The organism is Pantoea sp. USHLN298, assembly GCF_037149395.1.
GTDB lineage: Bacteria > Pseudomonadota > Gammaproteobacteria > Enterobacterales > Enterobacteriaceae > Pantoea > Pantoea astica.
In genome coordinates this window covers 37972-61364 of record NZ_JBBCRO010000010.1, presented here as the reverse complement: position 1 = coordinate 61364, position 23393 = coordinate 37972, and the positions used below count along the sequence as shown (strand labels likewise).

Sequence of the window (23393 nt, the reverse complement as noted above, 5' to 3'; positions counted from 1 at the left end):
TCGGGCCATGAGCTGCTGTGTGGAATATTGAGACGGATGACGATTAATAAACAAAAAATTCTGCTGCTGGATAACGGCAGAGAATGGGGTGGCGGTACCAACAGCATGCTTGAGCTGCTGAAGCGTATTGATCGTCAGAAATTCGATATCACCTGCTGCTTCTACCACAACTACAGTCGTGGCAACGACGAAACCATTGAGTCCGCGTTGCTGGCTCTGGATATCCCGGTCTTTTTCATTCCACAGATCAAACAACCGCGCTGGGCCAAAGTCGTCAAAGAAGTGATGCGTGCCCTGCTGTTTTTTAATAAAAAACTCAAGAAGCGCGCTATCGACCTGGTTGATGAGCGCTGGCGCGTCATCCCCAACGCCAGCAAAATCAATTCGCTGCTACAGCTGGGTAATTACGACATTCTCTACATGAACAACCAGCCCAGCACCAACGTTGAAGGCTATCTGGCGGCACGGGGTCTGAATGTTGCCGTGGTGCAGCACTGCCGTATCGATCCGCTGCTGGAGCCGCGCCTGGTCAGCATGGTAAATCAGGATTGTCAGGCGGTGATTGCGGTCTCGGAGGGCGTGAACGCTACGTTACGCAAGCACGGCGTCAATGCGGCTCGCTGTTTTACCGTCAGCAACGCCATCGATATTCATCAGCCGCTGCCCGACCGCCTTGACGTGCGTCAGCGCTTTAAACTGTCTCCCAACACCTTTGTGTTTGGCTCGATTGGATCGCTGATATTACGTAAATCTAATCATCATATTCTGCAGGCGCTGGGACGTTTCAAACGCGCCCATCCGGACGCTGACTGGAAAATGATCCTTGTTGGCGCCGGTCCCGAACTCCAGCATCTGCTGCAGCTGGCGACGGCGGAAAATATTCAGCATCATGTGGTGTTTACCGGGTTTCAGAATAACGCGCTGGATTATCTCACCGCCTTCGATACTTTTATCCTGGCGTCGCGCAGCGAAGGCCTGCCCCGCGTGGTGCTGGAAGCGATGCTGGTGAACACCGCCGTGATCGGCTCACGCGTGGTCGGCACTGCCGAATTGATCAGTCATGATGAAACCGGGTTGCTGTTTGATTACGGCAATGTGGTGCAACTGACCCAGCATCTCACTGCCCTGTGGCAGGATGCGGATTTACGTCAGCGACTGATCAATGCGGCAGGCAAGCGCGTGCGTGAACAATACGCTATTGAAACTTATGTCAGCGGCGTCGAGACTATTCTCCAGAGCGTCGTCAGAGAAAAACCCCATGTTTAATTTTTTAAATCCTCGCTATCGCCATATCCGGGCGCGCCATAATCTGCCCTACGATCAGGCGGGCGTTCAGGGCGATGTCACGGTCACCTCAGTGGTGATCCCCTGCACCGGCGCGGATTACATCGAAGAAGCAAAACTTAGCGCCACGTTTGCTGCGCGCTTTGCGACCCAGCTGGAAGAGATTGTGATCGTCAGCGATCAGCCCGCCGCCGCCTTTGGCGAGCTGCCAGCGAAAACCCGGATTGCCACGCTGGATGTCCCGCATCGCGAAGAAAGCTATCGCTATAAGCAGATCTATCGCAGCCGGTTAATCAAAATGCAGGCGCCGCTGCAGGCCAGAGGCGACGGTATTCTGATGATCGATTCTGACCTCAACCTGCTGAAAATGCCTGACATCCGCATGAAGCCAGGCCATCTCTACTCCAGCTTCCGCCAGGGGAAAATGATTGCCAAACTGGAAGGTGCGCCTGAAGAAGCGATTCCGGCCTACTACCTGCCCAGCATCCGTCCTTACCTGGTTGACCACGTCAATGGCGCTTATCTGGCGGCAACCCGCGCGGTATGGCAACGGATTTCACCGCTGTGGCTGACCCTGTTCAATGACACCTGGAACTTAATGAATGACAGCCAGCCGCCCACTGACCAGCTGCCGCTGGCGGTGTTGCTGGATATGCTGGATCTCAACACCGTGAATCTGGGTGAATGGGCCAACTGGCCGGTTTCGAAGAAGATGGGCGGTCAGTCAGCCGTGATCCCGCCGGAAGTGGTCGGCGCGCACGGTGGTTTTCCGCTGTCGGAATGGCAGAAATATCTTGACGATCCCCGCCAGCCGCTGACCTTCAAAGGTCAGGATTACACCCGTAAGGTGCGCTACCTGACCGATGAAGAGAAAAAGCAGGCATAGCAACGCGGCCGCCCCACGGCGGCCGTTTTGTTAATCCCAGTTCAGGATCACTTTTCCTGAACGGCCGGAACGCATCTCATCAAAGCCCTGCTGAAAATCATCAATCGCATAGCGATGGGTGATAATCGGCGTTAAATCGAGGCCGGACTGAATCAGCGCCGCCATTTTATACCAGGTCTCAAACATCTCACGGCCGTAGATCCCCTTAATAAACAGCCCTTTAAAAATCACCAGATTCCAGTCGATGGCCATTTCGCCCGGCGGGATACCCAGCAGCGCAATGCGTCCGCCGTGGTTCATCACCTCCAGCAGCGTACGGAAAGCAGGCGGTGCGCCTGACATCTCCAGCCCGACATCAAATCCTTCGGTCATCCCCAGCGATTGCATCACCTCACGCAGATCCTCTTTCGCCACGTTGACCGCCCGGGTGACGCCCATTTTTTGCGCCAGCGACAGCCGGTATTCATTGATGTCGGTAATCACCACATTGCGCGCGCCAACGTGACGACAGACTGCCGCCGCCATAATGCCGATCGGGCCGGCACCGGAGATCAGCACATCTTCACCCACCAGATCAAACGACAGCGCGGTATGCACCGCATTGCCGAACGGATCAAAAATCGCCGCCAGCTCATCGGAAATGTTGTCAGGAATTTTGAACGCGTTGAAGGCCGGGATGACCAGATATTCAGCAAAACAGCCCTGACGGTTGACGCCTACGCCAACGGTATTGCGGCACAGATGAGTCCGTCCGGCGCGGCAGTTGCGGCAGTGACCACAGGTGATGTGGCCTTCGCCTGACACCCGATCGCCCACCGTAAAGCCTTTAACTTCCTGCCCGATCGCGACCACTTCACCAACATACTCATGGCCCACAATCATCGGCACCGGAATGGTTTTACGCGACCAGTCATCCCAGTTGTAGATATGCACGTCGGTGCCGCAGATAGCCGTTTTGCGGATCTTTATCAGCAGGTCGTTATGGCCCGGCTCAGGAACTGGCGCGTCGGTCACCATCCAGATGCCCGCTTCTGGTTTGAGTTTGGCGAGTGCTTTCATGGTCGATTCCTCAGGCGATGACGCCCAGTTGTTTGCCGATTCGGGTAAACGCCGCCACTGCGCGTTCCAGCTGCTGCTGGCTGTGCGCCGCAGAAATCTGGGTGCGGATGCGCGCCTGACCTTTGGGTACCACCGGATAGAAGAAGCCGGTGACGTAGATGCCTTCCTGTTGCAGCAGACGGGCAAACTCCTGCGCCACGCTGGCTTCACCCAGCATTACCGGGATAATGGCGTGGTCGGCACCGGCCAGCGTAAAGCCGGCTGCGGTCATCTGCTCACGGAAGAAGCGGGCGTTGTCCCACAGACGCTGACGCAGCCCGTCGCCTTCACTCAACAGATCAAGTACCCGCAGTGACGCAGCAACGATTGCCGGTGCCAGCGAGTTGGAAAACAGATAAGGACGCGACCGCTGACGCAGCCACTCCACCACTTCCGCTTTCGCCGCGGTGTAGCCACCGGACGCGCCGCCCAGCGCTTTGCCCAGCGTGCCGGTGATGATGTCAACACGGCCCATCACCTCGCAATATTCGTGCGTTCCGCGGCCGGCATTGCCGACAAAGCCCACCGCATGTGAATCATCCACCATTACCAGCGCAGAAAATTCATCGGCCAGATCGCAGATTGCCCGCAGGTTAGCAATCACGCCATCCATTGAGAACACGCCATCGGTCGCGATCAGGATATGACGGGCACCGTTAGCACGCGCCTCCTGCAGACGTGCACGCAGCTGCGTCATATCGTTATTGGCGTAGCGATAGCGCTGCGCTTTGCAGAGCCGGACGCCGTCAATGATCGAGGCGTGGTTCAGGGCATCAGAAATAATGGCATCCTGAGCATCCAGCAGGGTTTCAAATAAGCCGCCATTGGCATCGAAGCAGGAGGAGTAGAGGATGGCATCTTCCATCCCGAGAAATTCTGCCAGCCGTTTTTCCAGCAGCTTGTGGCTGTCCTGAGTACCGCAGATGAAGCGCACTGACGCCATGCCAAATCCGTGCGAGTCCATGCCCTCTTTCGCCGCCTGAATCAGTGCGGGATGGTTGGCTAACCCCAGATAGTTGTTGGCGCAGAAGTTAATCACCGCCGGGTCGCTGCCGACCGCGATTTCCGTCTGCTGGGCAGAGGTGATAATCCGCTCCTGTTTAAACAGGCCTTCCTGACGTGCAGTATCGAGTTGCTGACGAAGTTGTTGATAAAATTGCGCGGGCATTATTGCTCTCCTCAGATGGCAAAAATTTGGCACATCTTACTGAACAGACCGCCTCTCCACGATAAATCGCCCAACAGAATGTCATTTTTGCAGCATAGTTCACGCCCTGGCGAATACCGCACAAATCGTTACAGAGTCATCTGGCTGTCTGCACCCTGATGAAATGTTATGATGTGAAGTATTCGTGTGTGAAACCTCCTGTTTCACCCCACAACGTTGAAGGTAACAACATGATTATCGTAACTGGCGGCGCAGGAATGATTGGCAGCAACATCGTCAAAGCGCTGAACGATCGCGGTCACACCGACATTCTGGTGGTGGATAATCTGAAGGATGGCACCAAGTTTGCCAATTTAGTCGACCTCGATATCGTCGATTATATGGATAAAGAAGAGTTCCTCATCAGCGTGATGGCGGGCGACGACCTCGGTCCTATCGAAGCGGTATTTCATCAGGGCGCCTGCTCTGCCACCACCGAGTGGGATGGCAAGTACATGATGGATAACAACTATCAGTACTCTAAAGAGCTGCTGCATTTCTGCCTGGAGCGCGAAATCCCGTTCCTCTATGCCTCTTCGGCAGCCACCTACGGCGGCCGCAACGAAAATTTCATCGAAGAACGTCAGTACGAGCAGCCGCTTAACGTCTACGGCTACTCGAAAATGCTGTTTGATCACTATGTCCGTCAGATGCTGCCGGAAGCGAACTCGCCGGTGTGCGGCTTCCGCTATTTCAACGTCTACGGACCGCGTGAAGGCCACAAAGGCAGCATGGCAAGCGTCGCTTTCCATCTCAATACGCAGATCAGCAACGATGAAAATCCGAAACTGTTTGAAGGCAGCGACGGTTTCAAACGTGATTTCATCCACGTGGATGATGTGGCGGCAGTTAACCTGTGGTGCTGGGAGAACAACATTTCCGGCATCTATAACTGCGGTACCGGCCGCGCTGAGTCCTTCCAGGAAGTGGCGGATGCGGTGCTGAAGTTCCATCAGAAAGGCCAGATTGAGTACATTCCGTTCCCGGAAAAACTCAAAGGACGGTACCAGGCCTATACTCAGGCCGATCTCACTAAGCTGCGTGCCGCCGGCTATGACAAACCGTTTAAAACGGTGGCGCAGGGCGTCGCTGAATATATGGTCTGGCTCAACCGTAACGCATAAAGGAAGCTGCTCCGGCGATGAAAATTCTGGTAATCGGCCCGTCGTGGGTCGGCGATATGATGATGTCGCAAAGTCTCTATCGCACGCTCAAGGCCGAGCATCCCGATGCGGTGATTGATGTGATGGCACCGGCCTGGTGCCGTCCTCTGCTGTCACGTATGCCGGAAGTGAATCAGGCGCTGGCGATGCCGCTTGGGCATGGTGCGCTGGAGATTGGCGAGCGTCGCCGGTTAGGCAAAACGCTGCGCGCCAGCCACTACGATCGCGCCTATGTTCTGCCAAACTCCTTCAAGTCGGCGCTGGTGCCGTTCTTCGCCGGAATCAAACGTCGCGTCGGCTGGCGCGGCGAAATGCGCTATGGCCTGCTCAATGACCTTCGGGTGCTGGATAAAGCCGCCTTTCCACTGATGGTTGAACGCTACGTGGCGCTGGGCTATGACACGCCAGTCACGTCAGCGCAGCAGCTGCCGCAACCGCTGCTGTGGCCGAAGCTGCAGGTAGAGGAGCAGGAAAAGATTGAAACCGCCGCGCAGTTTCAGCTGTCGGCGACGCGTCCGATCATCGGTTTTTGTCCCGGTGCCGAATTTGGTCCGGCAAAACGCTGGCCGCACTATCACTACGCGGCGCTGGCGCAGCAGCTGATTGCTGAAGGCTTCCAGATCGTGCTGTTTGGTTCGGCCAAAGATCGGCCAACCGGTGAGGAGATTATCGCGGCACTGCCGGAAGAGGCCCGCGCCCATTGCCGGAATCTGGCCGGGGAAACCCAGCTGGAACAGGCGGTGATTCTGCTGGCGAATTGCCGGGCGGTAGTCAGTAACGACTCCGGCCTGATGCATATCGCCGCAGCACTGGATCGCCCGCTGGTGGCGCTCTACGGCCCCAGCAGCCCCGACTTTACTCCGCCATTAGCTCGTCAGGCGCGGGTGATCCGCCTGATTAGCGGCTATCACAAAGTGCGCAAAGGCGATGCCGAACAGGGCTATCATCAGAGCCTGATCGACATCCAGCCCGATCGCGTGCATCAGACGCTTACCGAATTGCTCAACGCGCCGCAGGAGGTGCCATGCACGTCCTGATCGTTAAAACCTCCTCAATGGGCGACGTGCTGCATTCGCTGCCGGCGCTGACCGATGCGATGCACGCCATTCCCGGCATCCGCTTTGACTGGGTGGTGGAAGAGAATTTTGCCCAGATCCCCGGCTGGCATCCCGCCGTGGATAAGGTGCTGCCGGTCGCGATTCGCCGCTGGCGCAAACACTGGTTTGGCAGCCAGCAGCGCGAAGAGCGCGTGCTGTTTAAGCGCGCGTTACAGTCACGTGAGTACGATATCGTGATTGATGCGCAGGGGCTGATTAAAAGCGCGGCGCTGGTGACCCGGTTGTCAAAGGGCATCAAGCATGGCCAGGATAGCCGCAGTGCGCGTGAACCGTTTGCCAGCTGGTGGTATGACGTCCGCCATGAGGTCAGCAAGCAACAGCACGCCGTCGAGCGAACGCGCGAACTGTTTGCCAAAAGCCTGGGCTATGAAAAACCCTCTGCCCAGGGCGATTACGCGATTGCCGGGCATTTCCTGCATCATCTGCCGGCCGATGCGCAGCACTATCTGGTGTTTCTGCACGCCACGACGCGTGACAATAAGCACTGGCCGGAATCGCACTGGCGGCAGCTGATTGAATGGGTGCAGCCAAGCGGATTGCGGGTCAGGTTGCCGTGGGGCGCTGAGCATGAGCATCAGCGTGCGCAGCGTCTGGCAGAAGGGTTTGAGCATGTCGATGTGCTGCCGAAACTGACGCTGGAAGCGATTGCTCAGCAGCTGGCTGGCGCGCGTGCGGTGGTCTCCGTCGATACCGGACTCAGCCACCTGACCGCGGCGTTGGATCGTCCTAACCTGACGCTGTATGGTCCGACCGATCCGGGTTTAATTGGCGGTTACGGCCAGAACCAACAGGCGCTGAGCGCTCCGAATCATAATCTGGCGGAGCTCACTGCCGACGCAGTGGCAGAGAAACTGCAGGCCATTATCACGGAAAACAGGCCATGAACTATGTGTTGATCTACCTGCTGCTGGTACCGTTTCGCACCCTGATGCGGCTGTTTTACCGGCCGACCGGGCGCAATTTAATCATCCAGACGGCGAAGATTGGTGATTTCATCAATATCACGCCGATGCTGCGCGCGCTCGGTCAGTCTGACCTGCTGATCAGCAAAGCGGTCGAGCCGCTGGTGCGCCACGATGATACCGTCAGCCGCTATTTCCTGATTGAAGAGGCGAAACGCAGCTTCCTCGCCAAGCTAAAGCTGGCTTTCACCCTGATGAACCGCTACGACAACGTCTACCTGGTTCAGCCCAACAGCGTGAACCTGTTTTTTGCGGCGTTGTGCAATGCACCCAGCAGAGAGTTCCTGCGCACCTATGTGCGCAAGTCTTACCACGCGGTGTTCTATCGCCGCGCCAGCGGCATTGTGGATCACGCTAAGACCGATTTAACTCTCGATAGCTACCTGAAACTGATCAACCGCGAGTACCGTTATACCGATTTCCCTAAGCATGCCACCTCACCGCTGTGGCAGCCGCCATCGCCGCCCGCTGCACTGCTGGCACCGCGTGAGGGCATTAAAATCGGGATCAGCATTTCTGCCGGTAACCGGGCGAAAACCATTCCCGCCACTGTCTGGCAGCAGTTGATGGAGGCGCTGGACCACCTGCCCTGCACCTTTTATGTGTTCGGTCCACCCGCTGAGCAACCCTGGCTCGATGAATTACTGCGCTTAACCGGACCGAAAGAAAATATTCTGAGCCTGATTGGTGAGCTAAAACTCGAAGAGGTGCCGTGGGCTATCGCGCAGATGGATTTCTACATCTCCTCGGACTCTGGCAATGCCTATATTGCTGATGCGCAGCTGGTACCGGTAATCATGTTGTACGGCCCTTGTGAAGTCAGGGAACAGCGTCCGGTCAACAATGTGCTGTTTATCGGACCCGATAATATTGCTGCGTCGACATTCGTTTTTGCCACGCGTTTTCGCTTTGATCAGCCTGCTGAAAAATTATTTGGGCTGGATCACGATAAACTGACTAGAATACAAGCATTTATTACTCATAACCTGGAATAGTGAAGCGTAATGGCAATTACCTCTGTTGCTGATGCTGTTCAGCAAAGTAAGCTCCTGGTCAACACGCTCTCTGACACGGATGAATCACCCGTGCACGTTGCCTTTGGCATCAACCGCGCCTATGCGCGGGGCCTGGGCATTACGCTATTTTCACTACTCAGCCATCATCCCGATACCGCTTTCCACGCCCATATTTTTTCAGATTCGCTGATCGAGCAGGACGTTGAAAAGCTGCGCTCGCTGGCCACCGGTCACCGACTGGCGATCACGCTGCATATTTTTAACAGCGCCTGGGTCGATCAGTTGCCGGCAGTGGGACGCTATCCCAAAAGTATTCATTATCGTTTTCTGATCCCCGAAACCGTGGCGCGCTACAGCGACCGGGTCATCTACATCGACGCTGATACGCTGGTGGTGGGTGACTATTCGCCGTTATTCACTCTGGATATCACTGATTACACGCTGTGCGCCTGCAACGACACGCCGCGCGCGCGTCAGAATCAATGTCCAAGGCTCGGCCTGAAAGGAAATAACTACTTCAACTCGGGTTTCATGCTGATCAATATTCCACGCTGGATGGCCCATCAGACCACGGCACGCATTACCGGGATGCTGGTGACCCGCGGTGCGGAGTTTGGTTTTCCCGATCAGGATGCATTAAACCTGGTGCTGGAAGAGGAGGTGATGATCCTGCCGGCGCGTTACAACTATATTTATGACATCATTGCGAACAAGGTGTGGCACCGCTTCCAGGTACCAGACGATACCGTGATGATTCACTACACTGGCAAATGCAAACCCTGGCACGCCTGGGCCGGCAGCGATCTCTCCTTGCTCTATTACGACTATTACCAGCGCTCGCCGTGGGCGTCGCAATCACTTGATTTGCCGAAGCATTACAAAGAGATGAAGCGTTTCGCCCGGATTAAGTGGTATCAGAAACAGTATGCCGAAAGCTTCAGCTGGATGATGAACTATGTCAGGCACAAGTTTTTTAGTTAACGCTGCGCCAGGCGTTTTCTGATCCCGCGGTTTTCCGGCACCGGCTGTTCTTCGGTCCTGACCCGCCTGTCGCTTATGGAAAAAATAGACTCTGCGTGCGTTATTGTTAACAATTCCGGTGATTTACTTCAGCATGGGCGACAGACAGTTTTATAATCGTCAATCACCCAATTTAATTTTGCTGGCCTGGACCTGGTTTATGATGATGAGGCAAACCCCTTTCGCTTTTCACTCTGTGCGGGTGCAAACGCTGTCATGAGTGCCCTTCCCCTGTTGAGTATCATTACCCCGATGTATAACGCGGGCAACATGTTTGATCAGTTTATGCAGTCGCTGCTGGCGCAAACGCTGACGTCGCTGGAGATCATCATTGTTGATGATGGCTCAACCGATGGATCCGGTGAGCGTGCCGACTGGTATGCTCAACATCACGCGCAGGTTCGCGTCATTCATCAGGAAAACGGGGGCGTATCGCGCGCCCGTAATGCCGGTCTGGCCGTGGCACAGGGGAAATATGTCACCTTTCCGGATGCCGATGACACCATGAACCCGGAGATGTATCAGACGCTGGTGACACTGGCGGAAACTGACGATCTGGATGCTGCCCAGTGCAATGCCGAATGGTATTTCAAACAGAGTCAGCGGGTGAAGCCGCTGATTCCGCTGGACCGTTTGCGCAGTACCGGCGTACTGAGCGGTCCCGACTGGCTGAACACCGCGCTGAAAACGCATCGCTACATGCATGTGGTCTGGCTGGGGATTTACCGTCGCGCGCTGATTGAACAGCATCAGCTGCTGTTTGAACCTGGTCTGCATCATCAGGATATTCCGTGGACCACCGAATTTATGCTGCTGGCAAAGCGGGTGCGTTACACCGACGCGGTACTCTATCGCTACTACATGCATGACGCCTCAATCAGCAACCGCAAGCGCACCGGGCAACGTAACGTCGAATATCAGCGCCACTATCTGAAGATTGCCCGTTTGCTGGAGGAACTGAATCAGCGCTATCGTGGCAAGGTAAAAATCTATCCCTCATTCCATTATCAGGTGACGCACGAAGCACTCAGCGTCTGTCATAGCGTACGACGTGAGCCGGACAATGAGGCACGCCAGGCGATCATCACCGATCTGTTCGCCAGCCAGACGCATCGGCGGATGTTGCGTAATGCCCGCGGGATTAAGCAGTGGTATCAGCTGCTGTTATGGCTGAGTCGCCTCTATCGCTGGCGTAACAAATAACCCGTGAGGCTGGCTTTATCCTAAAAAGGGTTTGCCCTACAATCGGTTCACTAAAATTTGAGAACAATTGTTTATGGCCAGTCCGACTCCAGCAAACGTCTCTCCGCAAAACATATTGCTTATTAAGCTGCGCCATCATGGCGACATGCTGCTGACGACGCCGGCGATTAACGCGCTTCGTCAGCGTTATCCGCAAGCCAGTATCGACGTGTTGCTCTATCAGGAAACGCGCCCGATGCTGGAAGCGCATCCCGATATCCGCCATCTGCACGTCATCGACCGTAAATGGAAGCAGCAGGGCGGCTGGCGCAAGCTGGGCCATGAAGTTGCCCTGATTCGGGCGGTGCGGGGTTGTCATTACGATCTGGTGATTAATCTGGCCGATCAATGGCGCGCCGCTCTGATTACCCTTCTCTCTGCCGCGCCGCTGCGCATCGGTTTCGCCTTTAAAAAGCGCGACAACCTGCTGTGGCGGCTGTGCCATAACCAGCTGGTCTCCACACACGATCACAGCAAGCTGCACACCGTGGAACAGAATATGTCTGCGCTGGCACCGCTAGGCATAAGCGGTGAGGGCGCGCGGGTGTCAATGCACTACAGCGCTGCCGATCAACAGAGCGTGCTCGCCAGGCTGGCGGAGAAGCAGATCGCTTCACCGTTTATCGTGGTGCAGCCAACATCACGCTGGGGTTTCAAATGCTGGGAAGAAGAGAGCGTTGCCGCCACCATCGACCAACTGGCGCAGCCACAGCGCCCGGTCATCCTGACCGCCGGGCCGGATAAACACGAACTGGCGATGATCGCGCGCATTCAGGCGCTCTGTACCTCGCCGCATGTGGTGTCGCTGGCCGGCCAGTTCACCCTGCCGCAGCTGGCGGCGCTGATTGACCATGCCCGGCTGTTTATTGGTGTCGACTCCGCCCCGATGCATATGGCGGCCGCACTGGATACACCGTGCATCGCGCTGTTTGGTCCGACTAAACTGCAGCACTGGCGTCCCTGGGGCGACAATAATCGTGTCATCTGGGCGGGCGATTATGGTCCATTGCCTTCACCGGATTCGATTGATACCAAAACTGACCAGCGTTATCTCTCGGCTATCCCGGTTAAGGATGTGGTCGCGGCAGCAAGGAGCTATCTGAATGAGTAAGTTACGACTGGCGATTGTCCGGCAAAAATACCGGCCGGATGGCGGAGCGGAGCGCTTTATCTCCCGCGCGCTGGAGGCGCTGGGTAGCGAGCAGCTCGATCTCAACATCATCACCCGTAGCTGGCAGGGCACGCCGAATCCGGACTGGCATCTGCATATCTGTAACCCATCAAAGCTGGGCCGCGTCTCTCGCGAGCGCGGTTTTGCCCGTGCGGCCCGCGCCTGCTGGGAGCGGGAAAAGTTCGATATCGTGCAAAGCCATGAGCGTATCGCCGGCTGTGACATCTTTCGCGCTGGCGATGGCGTTCATCGGGTCTGGCTGGAACAGCGGGCACGCATTGTTTCACCTTTGCAGCGTCTCAGCGCCAGCCTCAGTCCGTACCACCGCTATGTGCTGCAGGCGGAAGCAGAGATGTTTCATTCACCGGCGCTGAAAGCGGTAATCTGCAATTCAGAGATGGTGAAACGCGACATTCTGCGTTGCTTCTCGCTCGGCGCCGAAAAAATCCACGTCATCCATAACGCCATCGATGCCAGCCGTTTTCAACCCGCGACGGAGGCCACACGCCACGCGACTCGTCAGCAGCTATCGCTGCCCGATAGCGCGACCGTACTGATCTATGTGGGCTCCGGGTTTGAGCGTAAAGGGCTGAAAGCGGCGATTGAAGCGCTGGCCGGCAGCGATCGTTATCTGATCGTGGTCGGTCAGGATAAACAGCTGCAGCGTTATCAGCAGCTGGCGAATCAGCACAACTGTCTGGATCGCCTGCGGTTTGTCGGCGTGCAGCAGGATGTGCAGCCGTTTTACCATGCGGCCGATGGGTTACTGCTGCCTACGCTCTATGATCCTTTCCCGAATGTGGTGCTGGAAGCGATGGCCTGTGGCTTGCCGGTGATCACCAGTACCGGTTGCGGCGGCGCGGAATTTATTACCGCCGGTCAGGAAGGCTTCGTCTGTGATGCGCTGGATATCAATGGACTGCGTCAGGCGATTCAGTCAATACCGGCGCTTTCTGGCGACTCACGCATGGGTGAAGCCGCGCGGCGCAGAATTGAACCTTACGGGCCGCAGCGACTGGCAGAGTCGCTGACGTCGCTCTATCAGCACGTACTGCGAAGCAACTGACAATGTGGGATGAGTGGATGAAGGGTTTCTGATAACATGCCGCCATCTGATTTTAATCTGTTTTTAGACGCGAACGTGTCGTAACGGTAACTATGACGACCATTTACACCGCACTGCTCTATCTTATTCAGCCGCTGATTTGGCTGCGCCTGTGGCTGCGCGGTCGCAAAGCGCCCGCCTACCGCAAACGCTGGGCGGAGCGTTACGGCTATTGTGTCGGCAAAGTAAAGCCAGACGGCATTGTGTTGCACTCGGTCTCGGTCGGCGAAACGCTGGCGGCGATCCCGTTAGTGCGTGCGTTGCGTCATCGTTATCCGACTCTGCCCATCACCGTGACGACCATGACGCCAACCGGTTCAGAACGGGCGCAGTCGGCATTTGGCAAAGATGTGCATCATGTTTACCTGCCCTATGATCTGCCGGGCTCGATTAATCGTTTCCTTGATACGGTCAACCCACGACTGGTGATCATCATGGAAACCGAGCTGTGGCCCAATATCATCCGCATTCTGCACCAGCGCAACATTCCGCTGGTGATCGCCAATGCCCGTCTTTCGGCCCGTTCCGCCAAAGGCTACCGTAAGCTGGGCAAATTCATGCGCAGGCTGTTGCAAAGCATCACGCTGATTGCGGCGCAAAATAGCGAAGATGGTGACCGGTTCCTCGAACTGGGCCTCAAGCGCTCCCATCTGGCGATTACCGGCAGCCTGAAATTTGATATCTCGGTGACGCCAGAACTGGCGGCCAGAGCCGTCACCCTGCGCCGTCAATGGGCGCCGCGCCGCCCGGTATGGATTGCCACCAGCACCCATGAAGGCGAAGAGGCGATCGTGCTGGATGCGCACCGCCGGTTGCTGCAGTCGTTCCCGGACCTGCTACTGATTCTGGTTCCCCGTCATCCCGAGCGCTTCAATGATGCCCGTGAACTGACACAGCAGCGCAACTTCAGCTTTATCCTGCGCAGCAGCGGCGAAATTCCGTCAGGCTCAACCCAGGTGGTGATTGGCGACTCAATGGGCGAACTGATGCTGCTGTATGGCATTGCCGACCTGGCATTTGTCGGCGGTAGCCTGGTTGAACGAGGCGGCCATAATCCTCTGGAGCCGGCCGCCCACGCAATTCCGGTGCTGATGGGACCGCACACCTGGAACTTCAAAGATATCTGCAGCAAACTGCAGGAAGGCCAGGGGCTGATTACCGTCACCGACGTGATTTCGCTGGAAAAAGAGGTCACCAACCTGCTGCAGGATGATGACTATCGCCGCTACTACGGGCGTCACGCGGTGGACGTGCTGCACCAGAACCAGGGCGCACTGCAACGGCTGCTACAGTTACTCGAACCTCATCTGCCGCCACGGTCCCACTGATGCCAGCTCGCCAACGACTTTCGGTCGTGATGATTGCCAAAAATGAAGCGGAACTGTTGCCGGACTGTCTGGCGTCGGTCAGCTGGGCCGATGAAATTATCGTACTGGATTCCGGCAGCGAGGATAACAGCGTGGCGATTGCCACTCAGGCTGGCGCTAAGGTGTTCCGCAGCGATGACTGGCAGGGTTATGGCATACAGCGCCAGCGCGCCCAGCAGTACGCCAGCGGCGACATGATATTGATGATCGATGCTGATGAGCGCGTCACGCCTGAACTGCGCGCGGCCATTGAGCAGGTATTGATCGCCCCACCCAGCCGCACAGTTTACAGTCTGGGCCGCAGCAACCTCTTCCTTGGCCGTTTTATGCGCCACAGCGGCTGGTATCCTGACCGTGTCATGCGGCTCTATCCGCCAGCGCTGCAGTACAACGATAACCTGGTGCATGAATCGCTCAATGCCGAAGGCGCGCCGGTGGTGGCACTGAAGGGGGATTTACAACACCTGACCTGTCGCGACCTGGTCGCCTTTCAGCGTAAGCAGCTGGCCTATGCGGAAGCCTGGGCAACTGAGCGTCATCAGCGCGGCAAACGCTGCGGCCTGTTTTCTATCTTCAGCCATACGCTGGGAGCATTTGTGAAAACCCTGCTGCTGCGCGCCGGTTTTCTGGATGGCAAACAGGGCTGGATCCTGGCGGTGGTTAACGCACAATATACGTTTAACAAATATTCGGCGCTCTGGGCGCTGAATCACGCTTCGGCAGAAGGGCGAGTATGACCACTAAAGCCATCTATCCCGGCACCTTTGATCCTATTACGCTGGGACATCTCGATATTGTCACCCGGGCCGCACAGATGTTTGATCGGGTCGTTCTGGCGATTGCCGCCAGCCCCAGCAAAAAACCGATGTTCAGCCTGGACGAGCGCGTGGCGCTGGCGAGCCAGGTTGTGGCGCATCTGCCTGGGGTTGAGGTGGTCGGATTCAGTGATTTAATGGCAAATTTCGCTCGCGAACAGCAGGCTAATGTGCTGGTTCGTGGACTGCGTGCGGTGTCAGATTTTGAATATGAAATGCAGCTGGCGCACATGAATCGTCACCTGCTGTCGACGCTGGAGAGCGTATTCCTGATGCCGTCGGAAGGCTTCTCTTTTGTCTCCTCTTCGCTGGTCAAAGAGGTGGCGCGTCACGGCGGGGATGTGACCGCCTTCCTGCCCGCGCCAGTCCATCAGGCGTTGCTGGCAAAATTAGCTTAGAGCTGATTAGTGCTGACAGTTCGGGCACCAGTAAGTGCTGCGTTGCCCGTGTCTGCCGCTGACTATCGGCGTGCCACATGCCCGGCACGGCTCCCCGGCCCGTCCATACACCTGCAACTGCTGCGCAAAATAGCCGGGTTTACCGTCGCTTTGTAAGAAGTCGCGTAAAGTGGTTCCGCCCTGTTCGATAGAACGCAACAACACCGCTTTGATGGTATTTGCCAGCAGCTCAGCCTCTGACTGCGACAGACTTCCGGCCGGTCGATCGGGCAGGATCCCGGCGGTAAACAGTGACTCGCTGGCGTAAATATTGCCGACGCCGACCACTACTTTGTTATCCATCAGCCATTGCTTGATCAGCGTGCGTTTGCCACGCGACTTTTCGAACAGCCAGGTTCCATCAAACTGGTCACTGAGCGGCTCCGGCCCAAGATGTGCCAGTACGTTGCTGCCGGCCAGATCGCTGCTCCACAGCCAGGCACCGAAGCGGCGCGGATCGGTATAGCGCAACACCTTGCCATTACTCATCACCAGATCAACGTGATCATGCGTGGCGGCAGGCAGCTCTTCGGGCAGCACGCGTAAACTCCCGGACATGCCGAGATGGATGATGATCCAGCCATGTGGCAACTCCAGCAGCAGGTATTTTGCCCGGCGCTGCACGCTGAGCACCGGCTGATCGCTCAGCGACAGGATCTCCTGCGATACCGGCCAGCGCAGACGTGGATTACGCACCACGGCGTGAAGAATGGTTTCACCGACCAAATGCGGCTCGATGCCGCGACGGCTGGTTTCAACCTCTGGTAACTCGGGCATAACCTCTCCTCAGCGTATTGCACAAACAAAAAACCCGGCCGGAGCCGGGTTTTTAGCAGAACACTAAAATTACTTAATTTTAGCTTCTTTGTAGATCACATGCTGACGTACAACCGGATCGAACTTTTTCAGTTCCAGCTTCTCTGGTTTAGTACGTTTGTTCTTCGTGGTGGTATAGAAGTGACCTGTACCAGCAGAGGAAACCAGCTTGATCTTCTCACGAATACCTTTAGCCATGATTCAGTTCCTTAGTACGATTAGTACTTCTCACCACGGGCACGCATGTCGGCTAACACCGTATCAATGCCCTTTTTATCAATAATACGCATACCTTTTACAGATACACGCAGAGTAACGAAGCGCTTCTCGCTCTCAACCCAAAAACGGTGTGAGTGCAGGTTCGGAAGGAAACGGCGTTTCGTCGCGTTCATTGCGTGGGAACGGTTGTTACCGGTCACCGGACGCTTTCCAGTTACCTGGCAGACTCGTGACATGTCTATTCTCCAAAAATCAAATCAGCTCGAGCTTTAAAAATTAGGTTTTGGCCGCCTCGTCAGGCTTGCAGCCCGCCAGGCGAGTTCCATGGAACCCGCTAAGCTGGCCTAACCGCCAAACCCGAGATTCTCAAAGGTGGCGTAGTATACGCCGCTCAGCCCAAGTGCTCAAGTCCCGAACAGATAAAGATCCCGAATGATCGGGCAAAAAGCCGCCACCTGGCGCGATTTTTTCCTGAGTTAAAGCCAGCCTCGCTCAGCGAAGGAGACATATTGGCCGTGACCTATCACCAGATGATCGAGCAGACGAATGTCGAGCAACTGGCAGGCTTCACTCACTTTTCGGGTGACATCGCGGTCAGCCCGGCTCGGTTCTGCCATACCGGAAGGGTGATTGTGCGCCAGAATCAGGGCGGCGGCATTCGCCTTGAGCGCCTCACGCACAATCTCGCGCGGATGGACCTCGACACTGTTAATCGAGCCCGAGAACATTTTTTGCGCCTCCAGCACACGGTGCTGATTATCAAGAAACAGCACCATAAAGATCTCACGTTCCTGATGCGCCAACAGACTCTGCAGATATTGCCGCGTGATCTGAGGATTCTCCATGGTGCTTTCACGCGCCAGCTGGCTGGCAAAAAAGCGCTTCGCCAGTTCTGCGATAGCGTGCAGCTGTGCCAGCTTGGCTTCACCGACACCCTTAATGCCGCGGAAAGCCTCTTTGCTGGCGGTCATGATCTGATAGAGCGAACCAAACTCGTGCAGTATCTGTTGCGCCAGCGCCATTACATTCTGCCCCGGCGTACCGGTGCGCAAAAATAAGGCCAGCAGTTCGACGTCACTCAGCGCCTGTGCGCCCTGCTGCTGCAGCTTCTCCCGCGGTGCCATATTGTTCATCTGCATTCTCCCTGAAGCGAACCTTAGATTGACGCATCCGGCAGCACGCCACCATCGGCAGCGTGACTTTTTACGAGATGGCTCGCAAACGCAGGCAGTGAAAAGGCGCGTCACCGGTTTTGTGATAAAGTCCGTGCATTCGCCGCCGCGGGCGGCAGACAGCTTAGTGAGGCCAGCATCATGATGGGATTAGCCGGTAAAAAAATTCTTCTTGGCGTGAGTGGCGGTATTGCTGCCTATAAAGCACCTGAGCTGGTGCGTCGCCTGCGCGATCGCGGTGCCGATGTCCGCGTGATGATGACCGACGGGGCGAAAGCCTTTATTACGCCGCTCAGCCTGCAGGCCGTGTCCGGCTATCCGGTATTTAACGATCTGCTCGACCCGGCAGCAGAAGCGGCAATGGGACATATTGAGCTGGCGAAATGGGCAGATTTAATCGTGCTGGCTCCGGCCACCGCCGACCTGATTGCCCGAATCACCGCCGGCATGGCCAACGATCTGGTGACCACCGCCGTGTTAGCGACTGCAGCACCGGTTGCGGTGGTGCCGGCCATGAATCAACAGATGTATCGCGCAGCCGTCACCCAACACAATCTGCAGGTGCTTCAGCAGCGTGGCGTATTGATTTGGGGACCGGACAGCGGCAGCCAGGCCTGTGGCGATGTCGGGCCAGGCCGGATGCTCGATCCGCTGGAGATTGTGGACCATGCGGTACAGTGGGCCGCTCCCGTCAACGATCTGCAACATCTCAACATTATGATTACCGCCGGACCGACCCGTGAGGCGCTGGACCCGGTGCGTTATATCTCCAATCACAGCTCCGGTAAGATGGGCTTTGCTATTGCGGCAGCGGCGGCGCGACGCGGCGCGACGGTCACGCTGGTCAGCGGACCGGTGGCGCTGCCAGCGCCGGCTGGCGTAAAACGGGTTGATGTCACCAGCGCGCTAGAGATGCAGGCGGCGGTGATGGGCGAGATAGACAAACAACATATTTTCATTGCAAGCGCAGCCGTGGCAGACTACCGGGCAGCCGATATTGCGGCCGAAAAAATCAAGAAACAGGGCGGCGATGATAACGTCACGCTGCAACTGATAAAGAATCCCGATATTGTTGCCGGCGTCGCCGCGTTACAGGAGCACCGGCCCTTCGTGGTTGGATTTGCCGCTGAAACCCAGAATGTGGAAGAATACGCCCGGCAAAAACGGGTGCGCAAGAATCTGGATCTGATCTGCGCTAACGACGTTGCTAAAGCCGGACAAGGGTTCAATAGCGACACCAATGCTCTTCACCTTTTTTGGCAGGATGGAGAAAAGCGCTTACCGCTCAGCGATAAGACTCTCCTTGGCCAACAATTATTAGACGAGATTGTCAGCCGTTATGATGAAAAAAATAGACGTTAAAATCCTTGATGCGCGCGTCGGCAAAGAATTTCCACTGCCGACCTACGCCACCTCGGGTTCCGCTGGGTTAGATTTACGCGCCTGTATCGACGATGTTCTCGACATCGCGCCAGGCACCACCACGCTGGTTCCAACTGGCCTGGCCATTCATATTGCCGATCCCGACCTGGCTGCGGTGATTCTGCCTCGCTCGGGCCTTGGTCATAAGCACGGCATTGTACTGGGTAACCTGGTGGGACTGATTGACTCCGATTATCAGGGACAGCTGATGGTCTCGGTCTGGAATCGCGGTCAGGAAAGCTTCTCGCTGCAGCCGGGCGATCGCATGGCACAACTGGTATTTGTACCGGTGGTGCAGGCCGAATTTAATCTGGTTGAAGACTTCGACGCCAGCTTGCGCGGCGAAGGCGGCTTCGGTCACTCAGGCCGTCAATAACCAACGCTACCGACTTTCACTTACGCCAATTATTTTTTCTCATCGCCATAAGACTCGTGCTTGTGGCAGATGCGTAGGTGTTGCCTGTTTAGGGTGAATTTCAGGGGTCTTTAAGGTCATGGCAGAAAAAAAAGTCGCGAAGCGAAATCGTCGCGAAGAGATTTTGCAGGCGCTGGCGCAAATGCTGGAGTCGGGTGATGGCAGTCAACGCATTACCACGGCCAAACTGGCAGCCACGGTCGGCGTGTCAGAAGCGGCGCTCTATCGTCACTTCCCCAGTAAAACACGGATGTTCGACAGCCTGATTGAGTTTATCGAAGACAGTCTGATTACCCGCATCAATCTGATCCTGAAAGATGAGAAAGAGACCATGACGCGCCTGCGTCTGATCGTGCAACTGATTCTGGGATTTGGTGAGCGTAATCCGGGGCTGACGCGGATACTGACCGGTCATGCGCTGATGTTTGAGCAGGATCGCCTGCAGGGCCGCATCAATCAACTATTTGAGCGGATTGAAGTGCAACTGCGTCAGGTGATGCGCGAGCGCAAAATGCGTGAAGGCGAAGGCTTTCAGGCTGACGAAACGCTGCTGGCAAGTCAGCTGCTGGCATTCTGCGAAGGCTTGCTATCGCGCTATGTCCGTTCGGAGTTCCGCTTTAGTCCGACCGCAGACTTCGAGGCTCGCTGGCCGCTGATTGCCGCTCAGCTGGTGTAACCATAAGGCGGGCATCACGCCCGCCTTATGGGTCAGATACCGTAGCTTTTTTGATAGGCCCGAACCTGGGCCAGGTGGTCAGCCATCTCCGGCTTCTCTTCCAGCCACGTAATCAGGTCAGTCAGGGTAATGATCGCCGTCACGGTACAGTGATAGTCGCGCTCCACTTCCTGAATCGCTGACATCTCTCCGCGTCCACGTTCCTGGCGATCAAGCGAAACCAGCACGCCAGCCAGCGTCGCCTTGTGCGCATTGATGATATCCATCGACTCACGAATCGCCGTCCCGGCGGTGATCACATCATCCACCAGCATCACTTTGCCCTGCAGCGGACTGCCCACCAGTAATCCGCCTTCACCGTGATCTTTGGCCTCTTTACGGTTAAAGCAGTAAGGCACGTCGCGGTCGTGATGATCGGCCAGCGCCACCGCCGTGGTGGTGGCAATCGGAATCCCTTTGTAGGCCGGACCGAACAGCAGATCGAAATCGACGCCGCCATCCACCAGCGCCTGCGCGTAGAAGCGTCCCAGCAGCGCTAAATCCCGTCCGCTGTTAAACAGACCGGCGTTAAAGAAATAGGGGCTTTGACGCCCTGACTTTAAAGTGAACTCACCGAACTTCAGCACCTGCTTGTTCAGGGCAAATTCAATAAACTGACGCTGCCAGGCTTTCATTTCTCACTCCTCAAATAAAGAAAAGGCGACTCTGTGGTCGCCTGTTACATCAATTTTCCAGTGCCGCTTTCTGCGCCTGAATTAACTCTTCAATTCCGCCGCGTGCTAGCGCCAGTAGCGTCAGCAGCTCTTCGTGGCTGAACGGCTCACCCTCTGCGGTGCCCTGCACCTCGATCATGCGGCCATCTTCCATCATCACCACGTTCATGTCGGTCTCTGCCGCGGAGTCTTCAACGTATTCCAGATCGCACAGCGCTTCGCCCTTGACGATGCCGACTGAAATGGCTGCCACCATGCCTTTCATCGGGTTTGCTTTCAGCTTGCCACTGGCAACCAGCTTGTTCAGCGCATCGGCCAGCGCCACGCAGGCACCGGTAATAGAGGCGGTGCGGGTGCCGCCATCAGCCTGGATGACGTCACAGTCGAGCGTAATGGTAAACTCACCCAGCGCTTTTAAATCCACCGCGGCACGCAGCGAACGGGCGATCAGGCGCTGAATTTCCAGCGTACGGCCGCCCTGTTTGCCTTTTGCGGCTTCACGCGCCATGCGGCTGTGGGTCGAACGCGGCAGCATGCCATACTCGGCAGTAATCCAGCCCTGGCCCTGGCCTTTAAGAAAACGCGGAACCCCTTCGTCTACGGAGGCAGTGCAGAGCACTTTGGTTTCGCCGAATTCCACCAGAACGGAACCCTCTGCGTGTTTGGTGTAATTGCGGGTCAATGTGACTGGACGCACCTGTTGTGCGCTACGGCCTGCTGGACGCATGGGTATTCTCCGGCTTGCTAATGATTGGCTGCGCATTATACGGACTTCCTTGCCTGCTGTCTCTTACGCCTGCCCGCCGCATCATCAGATGAAATTCACCGCTGACTGTGGCTAAATGCGCGTTCCTGTTCTTCTGATTAAAAAAACTATGGCCGCCATTCTTCATTTCCTGCTGGCGCTGGGGGTGATTTTCGCCCTTGCGCTGCTGGTCAGTCATGACCGTAAACAGATTCGCCTGCGCTTTATCGTTCAGCTGATTGTGGTGGAAGCCGCGCTCGGTTGGTTCTTTCTTCATTCTGCCAGTGGTCTGGCACTGGTGGGTTCGGTGGCGGGTTTCTTTGAGACGCTGCTCGGCTTTGCCGCCCAGGGTACAGAGTTCGTGTTTGGCGGGATGAGCAAACAGGGACTGGCGTTTATTTTCCTTGGCGTGCTCTGCCCGATTGTCTTTATCTCCGCCTTAATCGGCATATTGCAGCACTGGCGCATTCTGCCGCTGCTGATTCGACTGGTCGGTACCCTGCTGTCGAAAATTAACGGCATGGGCAAGCTGGAGTCGTTTAACGCCGTCAGTACGCTGATTCTCGGTCAGTCGGAAAACTTCATCGCCTATAAAGGGATTCTGGGTGATATCCCGCCGCGCCGGCTCTACACCATGGCGGCGACCGCGATGTCCACCGTTTCGCTGTCGATTGTCGGTGCTTATATGTCGATGATTGAACCAAAGTATGTGGTTGCAGCGCTACTGCTCAACATGTTCAGCACCTTTATTATCCTGTCGATCATCAACCCGATGAAAAGCCAGGATGAGCAGCCTATCGCGCTGGATAAACTGCATGAAGAGCAGAGCTTCTTTGAGATGCTGGGTGAGTACATTCTGGCAGGATTCAAAGTTGCGATGATCATTCTGGCGATGCTGATCGGTTTTATTGCACTGATCGCGGCCGTGAATGCGCTATTTGCCGCCCTGTTTGGTTACAGCTTCCAGCAACTGCTTGGCTATCTGTTCTATCCGTTTGCCTGGCTGATTGGCATTCCTAAGGCTGACGCGCTGCAGGCAGCCAGCATCATGGCGACCAAACTGGTGGCCAATGAGTTTGTGGCGATGATTGAGCTGCAGAAAGTGGCCTCAGGCATGAGCGCGCGCGGACTGGGTATTCTGTCGGTGTTCCTGGTCTCTTTCGCTAACTTCGCCTCTATCGGCATTGTGGCGGGTGCCATTAAGGGACTGAACGAGCAGCAGGGCAACGTGGTGTCACGTTTTGGCTGGAAGCTGGTCTACGGCTCGACGCTGGTAAGCCTGCTATCGGCCGCTTTTGCCGGTCTGTTTATCTGATCGTCAACG

25 protein-coding genes are annotated in these 23393 nt (G+C 56.2%); 17 read left to right on the top strand and 8 right to left on the bottom strand.

What is annotated here, in order from left to right; all coding sequences use genetic code 11:
* Window positions 1-36 precede the first annotated feature (36 nt).
* Complete coding sequence (locus WFK59_RS21360; RefSeq protein ID WP_233985930.1) at window positions 37-1266, top strand: glycosyltransferase; 1230 nt, start codon at window positions 37-39, stop codon at window positions 1264-1266.
* Window positions 1259-2170, top strand: a complete 912-nt coding sequence (locus WFK59_RS21355) for a hypothetical protein (protein ID WP_336757240.1) — start codon at window positions 1259-1261, stop codon at window positions 2168-2170. The genes WFK59_RS21360 and WFK59_RS21355 overlap by 8 nt, the downstream gene beginning before the upstream one ends.
* A 30-nt stretch (window positions 2171-2200) precedes the next feature.
* On the opposite strand, the gene tdh is transcribed toward WFK59_RS21355, so the two are convergent.
* Both tdh and WFK59_RS21345 read right to left on the bottom strand, forming a co-directional pair.
* Entirely contained in the window at window positions 2201-3229 is a 1029-nt protein-coding gene (tdh, locus tag WFK59_RS21350; RefSeq protein ID WP_336757238.1) for an L-threonine 3-dehydrogenase, read from the bottom strand.
* 10 nt (window positions 3230-3239) lie between these two features.
* The gene (locus WFK59_RS21345) at window positions 3240-4436 is read right to left on the bottom strand and encodes a glycine C-acetyltransferase (protein WP_262287840.1); all 1197 of its coding nucleotides are present in this window, start codon (window positions 4434-4436) and stop codon (window positions 3240-3242) included.
* 230 nt (window positions 4437-4666) lie between these two features.
* On the opposite strand from WFK59_RS21345, the gene rfaD reads away from it, so the two are divergent.
* The 11 genes from rfaD (at window position 4667) to coaD (ending at window position 15852) form a co-directional block, all read left to right on the top strand.
* Window positions 4667-5599 (top strand): ADP-glyceromanno-heptose 6-epimerase, encoded by a 933-nt coding sequence (gene rfaD / locus WFK59_RS21340; RefSeq protein ID WP_233985922.1) that lies wholly within the window; start codon window positions 4667-4669, stop codon window positions 5597-5599.
* 17 nt (window positions 5600-5616) lie between these two features.
* Window positions 5617-6675, top strand: a complete 1059-nt coding sequence (rfaF, locus tag WFK59_RS21335) for an ADP-heptose--LPS heptosyltransferase RfaF (RefSeq protein WP_233985920.1) — start codon at window positions 5617-5619, stop codon at window positions 6673-6675.
* Window positions 6663-7640: a lipopolysaccharide heptosyltransferase RfaC gene (rfaC, locus tag WFK59_RS21330; RefSeq protein WP_233985918.1), complete on the top strand. Its 978-nt coding sequence runs from the start codon at window positions 6663-6665 to the stop codon at window positions 7638-7640. The genes rfaF and rfaC overlap by 13 nt, the downstream gene beginning before the upstream one ends.
* A complete protein-coding gene (locus WFK59_RS21325) occupies window positions 7637-8713 on the top strand; it encodes a glycosyltransferase family 9 protein (RefSeq protein ID WP_233985909.1) in 1077 nt (358 codons plus the stop codon). Before rfaC ends, WFK59_RS21325 begins: the two co-directional genes overlap by 4 nt.
* Window positions 8714-8722: 9 nt before the next feature.
* Window positions 8723-9715: a glycosyltransferase family 8 protein gene (locus WFK59_RS21320; RefSeq protein ID WP_233985900.1), complete on the top strand. Its 993-nt coding sequence runs from the start codon at window positions 8723-8725 to the stop codon at window positions 9713-9715.
* A gap of 192 nt (window positions 9716-9907) precedes the next feature.
* Complete coding sequence (locus tag WFK59_RS21315; RefSeq protein ID WP_442956321.1) at window positions 9908-10957, top strand: glycosyltransferase; 1050 nt, start codon at window positions 9908-9910, stop codon at window positions 10955-10957.
* Window positions 10958-11030: 73 nt separating this feature from the next.
* On the top strand, window positions 11031-12107 hold the full coding sequence (gene rfaQ / locus WFK59_RS21310; RefSeq protein WP_233985892.1) for a putative lipopolysaccharide heptosyltransferase III: 1077 nt from the start codon (window positions 11031-11033) through the stop codon (window positions 12105-12107).
* Window positions 12100-13233: a glycosyltransferase family 4 protein gene (locus WFK59_RS21305; RefSeq protein WP_336757232.1), complete on the top strand. Its 1134-nt coding sequence runs from the start codon at window positions 12100-12102 to the stop codon at window positions 13231-13233. Before rfaQ ends, WFK59_RS21305 begins: the two co-directional genes overlap by 8 nt.
* Window positions 13234-13325: 92 nt before the next feature.
* Window positions 13326-14600, top strand: a complete 1275-nt coding sequence (gene waaA, locus WFK59_RS21300; RefSeq protein WP_094119903.1) for a lipid IV(A) 3-deoxy-D-manno-octulosonic acid transferase — start codon at window positions 13326-13328, stop codon at window positions 14598-14600.
* Complete coding sequence (locus WFK59_RS21295; RefSeq protein ID WP_336757230.1) at window positions 14600-15376, top strand: glycosyltransferase family 2 protein; 777 nt, start codon at window positions 14600-14602, stop codon at window positions 15374-15376. Before waaA ends, WFK59_RS21295 begins: the two co-directional genes overlap by 1 nt.
* A complete protein-coding gene (gene coaD, locus WFK59_RS21290; RefSeq protein ID WP_336757228.1) occupies window positions 15373-15852 on the top strand; it encodes a pantetheine-phosphate adenylyltransferase in 480 nt (159 codons plus the stop codon). Before WFK59_RS21295 ends, coaD begins: the two co-directional genes overlap by 4 nt.
* Before the next feature lie 6 nt (window positions 15853-15858).
* Here coaD and mutM read toward each other — a convergent pair whose 3' ends face one another.
* From mutM to radC, 4 genes are all read right to left on the bottom strand, one after another.
* Window positions 15859-16668, bottom strand: a complete 810-nt coding sequence (mutM, locus tag WFK59_RS21285) for a bifunctional DNA-formamidopyrimidine glycosylase/DNA-(apurinic or apyrimidinic site) lyase (protein ID WP_233985875.1) — start codon at window positions 16666-16668, stop codon at window positions 15859-15861.
* 69 nt (window positions 16669-16737) lie between these two features.
* A complete protein-coding gene (gene rpmG, locus WFK59_RS21280; RefSeq protein WP_001051798.1) occupies window positions 16738-16905 on the bottom strand; it encodes a 50S ribosomal protein L33 in 168 nt (55 codons plus the stop codon).
* A 20-nt stretch (window positions 16906-16925) separates the two neighbouring features.
* Entirely contained in the window at window positions 16926-17162 is a 237-nt protein-coding gene (gene rpmB / locus WFK59_RS21275) for a 50S ribosomal protein L28 (RefSeq protein ID WP_006121249.1), read from the bottom strand.
* Window positions 17163-17402: 240 nt separating this feature from the next.
* Window positions 17403-18059: a RadC family protein gene (gene radC, locus WFK59_RS21270; RefSeq protein WP_233985873.1), complete on the bottom strand. Its 657-nt coding sequence runs from the start codon at window positions 18057-18059 to the stop codon at window positions 17403-17405.
* Window positions 18060-18239: 180 nt separating this feature from the next.
* Between radC and coaBC the strand changes: the two genes are divergently transcribed.
* The 3 genes from coaBC (at window position 18240) to slmA (ending at window position 20611) form a co-directional block, all read left to right on the top strand.
* Window positions 18240-19460 carry a bifunctional phosphopantothenoylcysteine decarboxylase/phosphopantothenate--cysteine ligase CoaBC gene (coaBC, locus tag WFK59_RS21265; protein WP_233985871.1) on the top strand — a complete coding sequence of 407 codons (1221 nt, stop codon included), beginning with the start codon at window positions 18240-18242 and terminating at the stop codon, window positions 19458-19460.
* Window positions 19438-19896, top strand: a complete 459-nt coding sequence (dut, locus tag WFK59_RS21260) for a dUTP diphosphatase (RefSeq protein ID WP_031375149.1) — start codon at window positions 19438-19440, stop codon at window positions 19894-19896. Before coaBC ends, dut begins: the two co-directional genes overlap by 23 nt.
* A 118-nt stretch (window positions 19897-20014) precedes the next feature.
* Window positions 20015-20611, top strand: coding sequence for a nucleoid occlusion factor SlmA (gene slmA / locus WFK59_RS21255; RefSeq protein ID WP_233985869.1), 597 nt, complete (start codon window positions 20015-20017; stop codon window positions 20609-20611).
* A 32-nt stretch (window positions 20612-20643) separates the two neighbouring features.
* On the opposite strand, the gene pyrE is transcribed toward slmA, so the two are convergent.
* Window positions 20644-21285, bottom strand: coding sequence for an orotate phosphoribosyltransferase (pyrE, locus tag WFK59_RS21250; RefSeq protein WP_233985867.1), 642 nt, complete (start codon window positions 21283-21285; stop codon window positions 20644-20646).
* A 49-nt stretch (window positions 21286-21334) separates the two neighbouring features.
* Entirely contained in the window at window positions 21335-22051 is a 717-nt protein-coding gene (gene rph, locus WFK59_RS21245; protein ID WP_031375152.1) for a ribonuclease PH, read from the bottom strand.
* A 148-nt stretch (window positions 22052-22199) separates the two neighbouring features.
* On the opposite strand from rph, the gene WFK59_RS21240 reads away from it, so the two are divergent.
* Window positions 22200-23384 carry a NupC/NupG family nucleoside CNT transporter gene (locus WFK59_RS21240; protein WP_233985865.1) on the top strand — a complete coding sequence of 395 codons (1185 nt, stop codon included), beginning with the start codon at window positions 22200-22202 and terminating at the stop codon, window positions 23382-23384.
* Window positions 23385-23393: the final 9 nt, after the last annotated feature.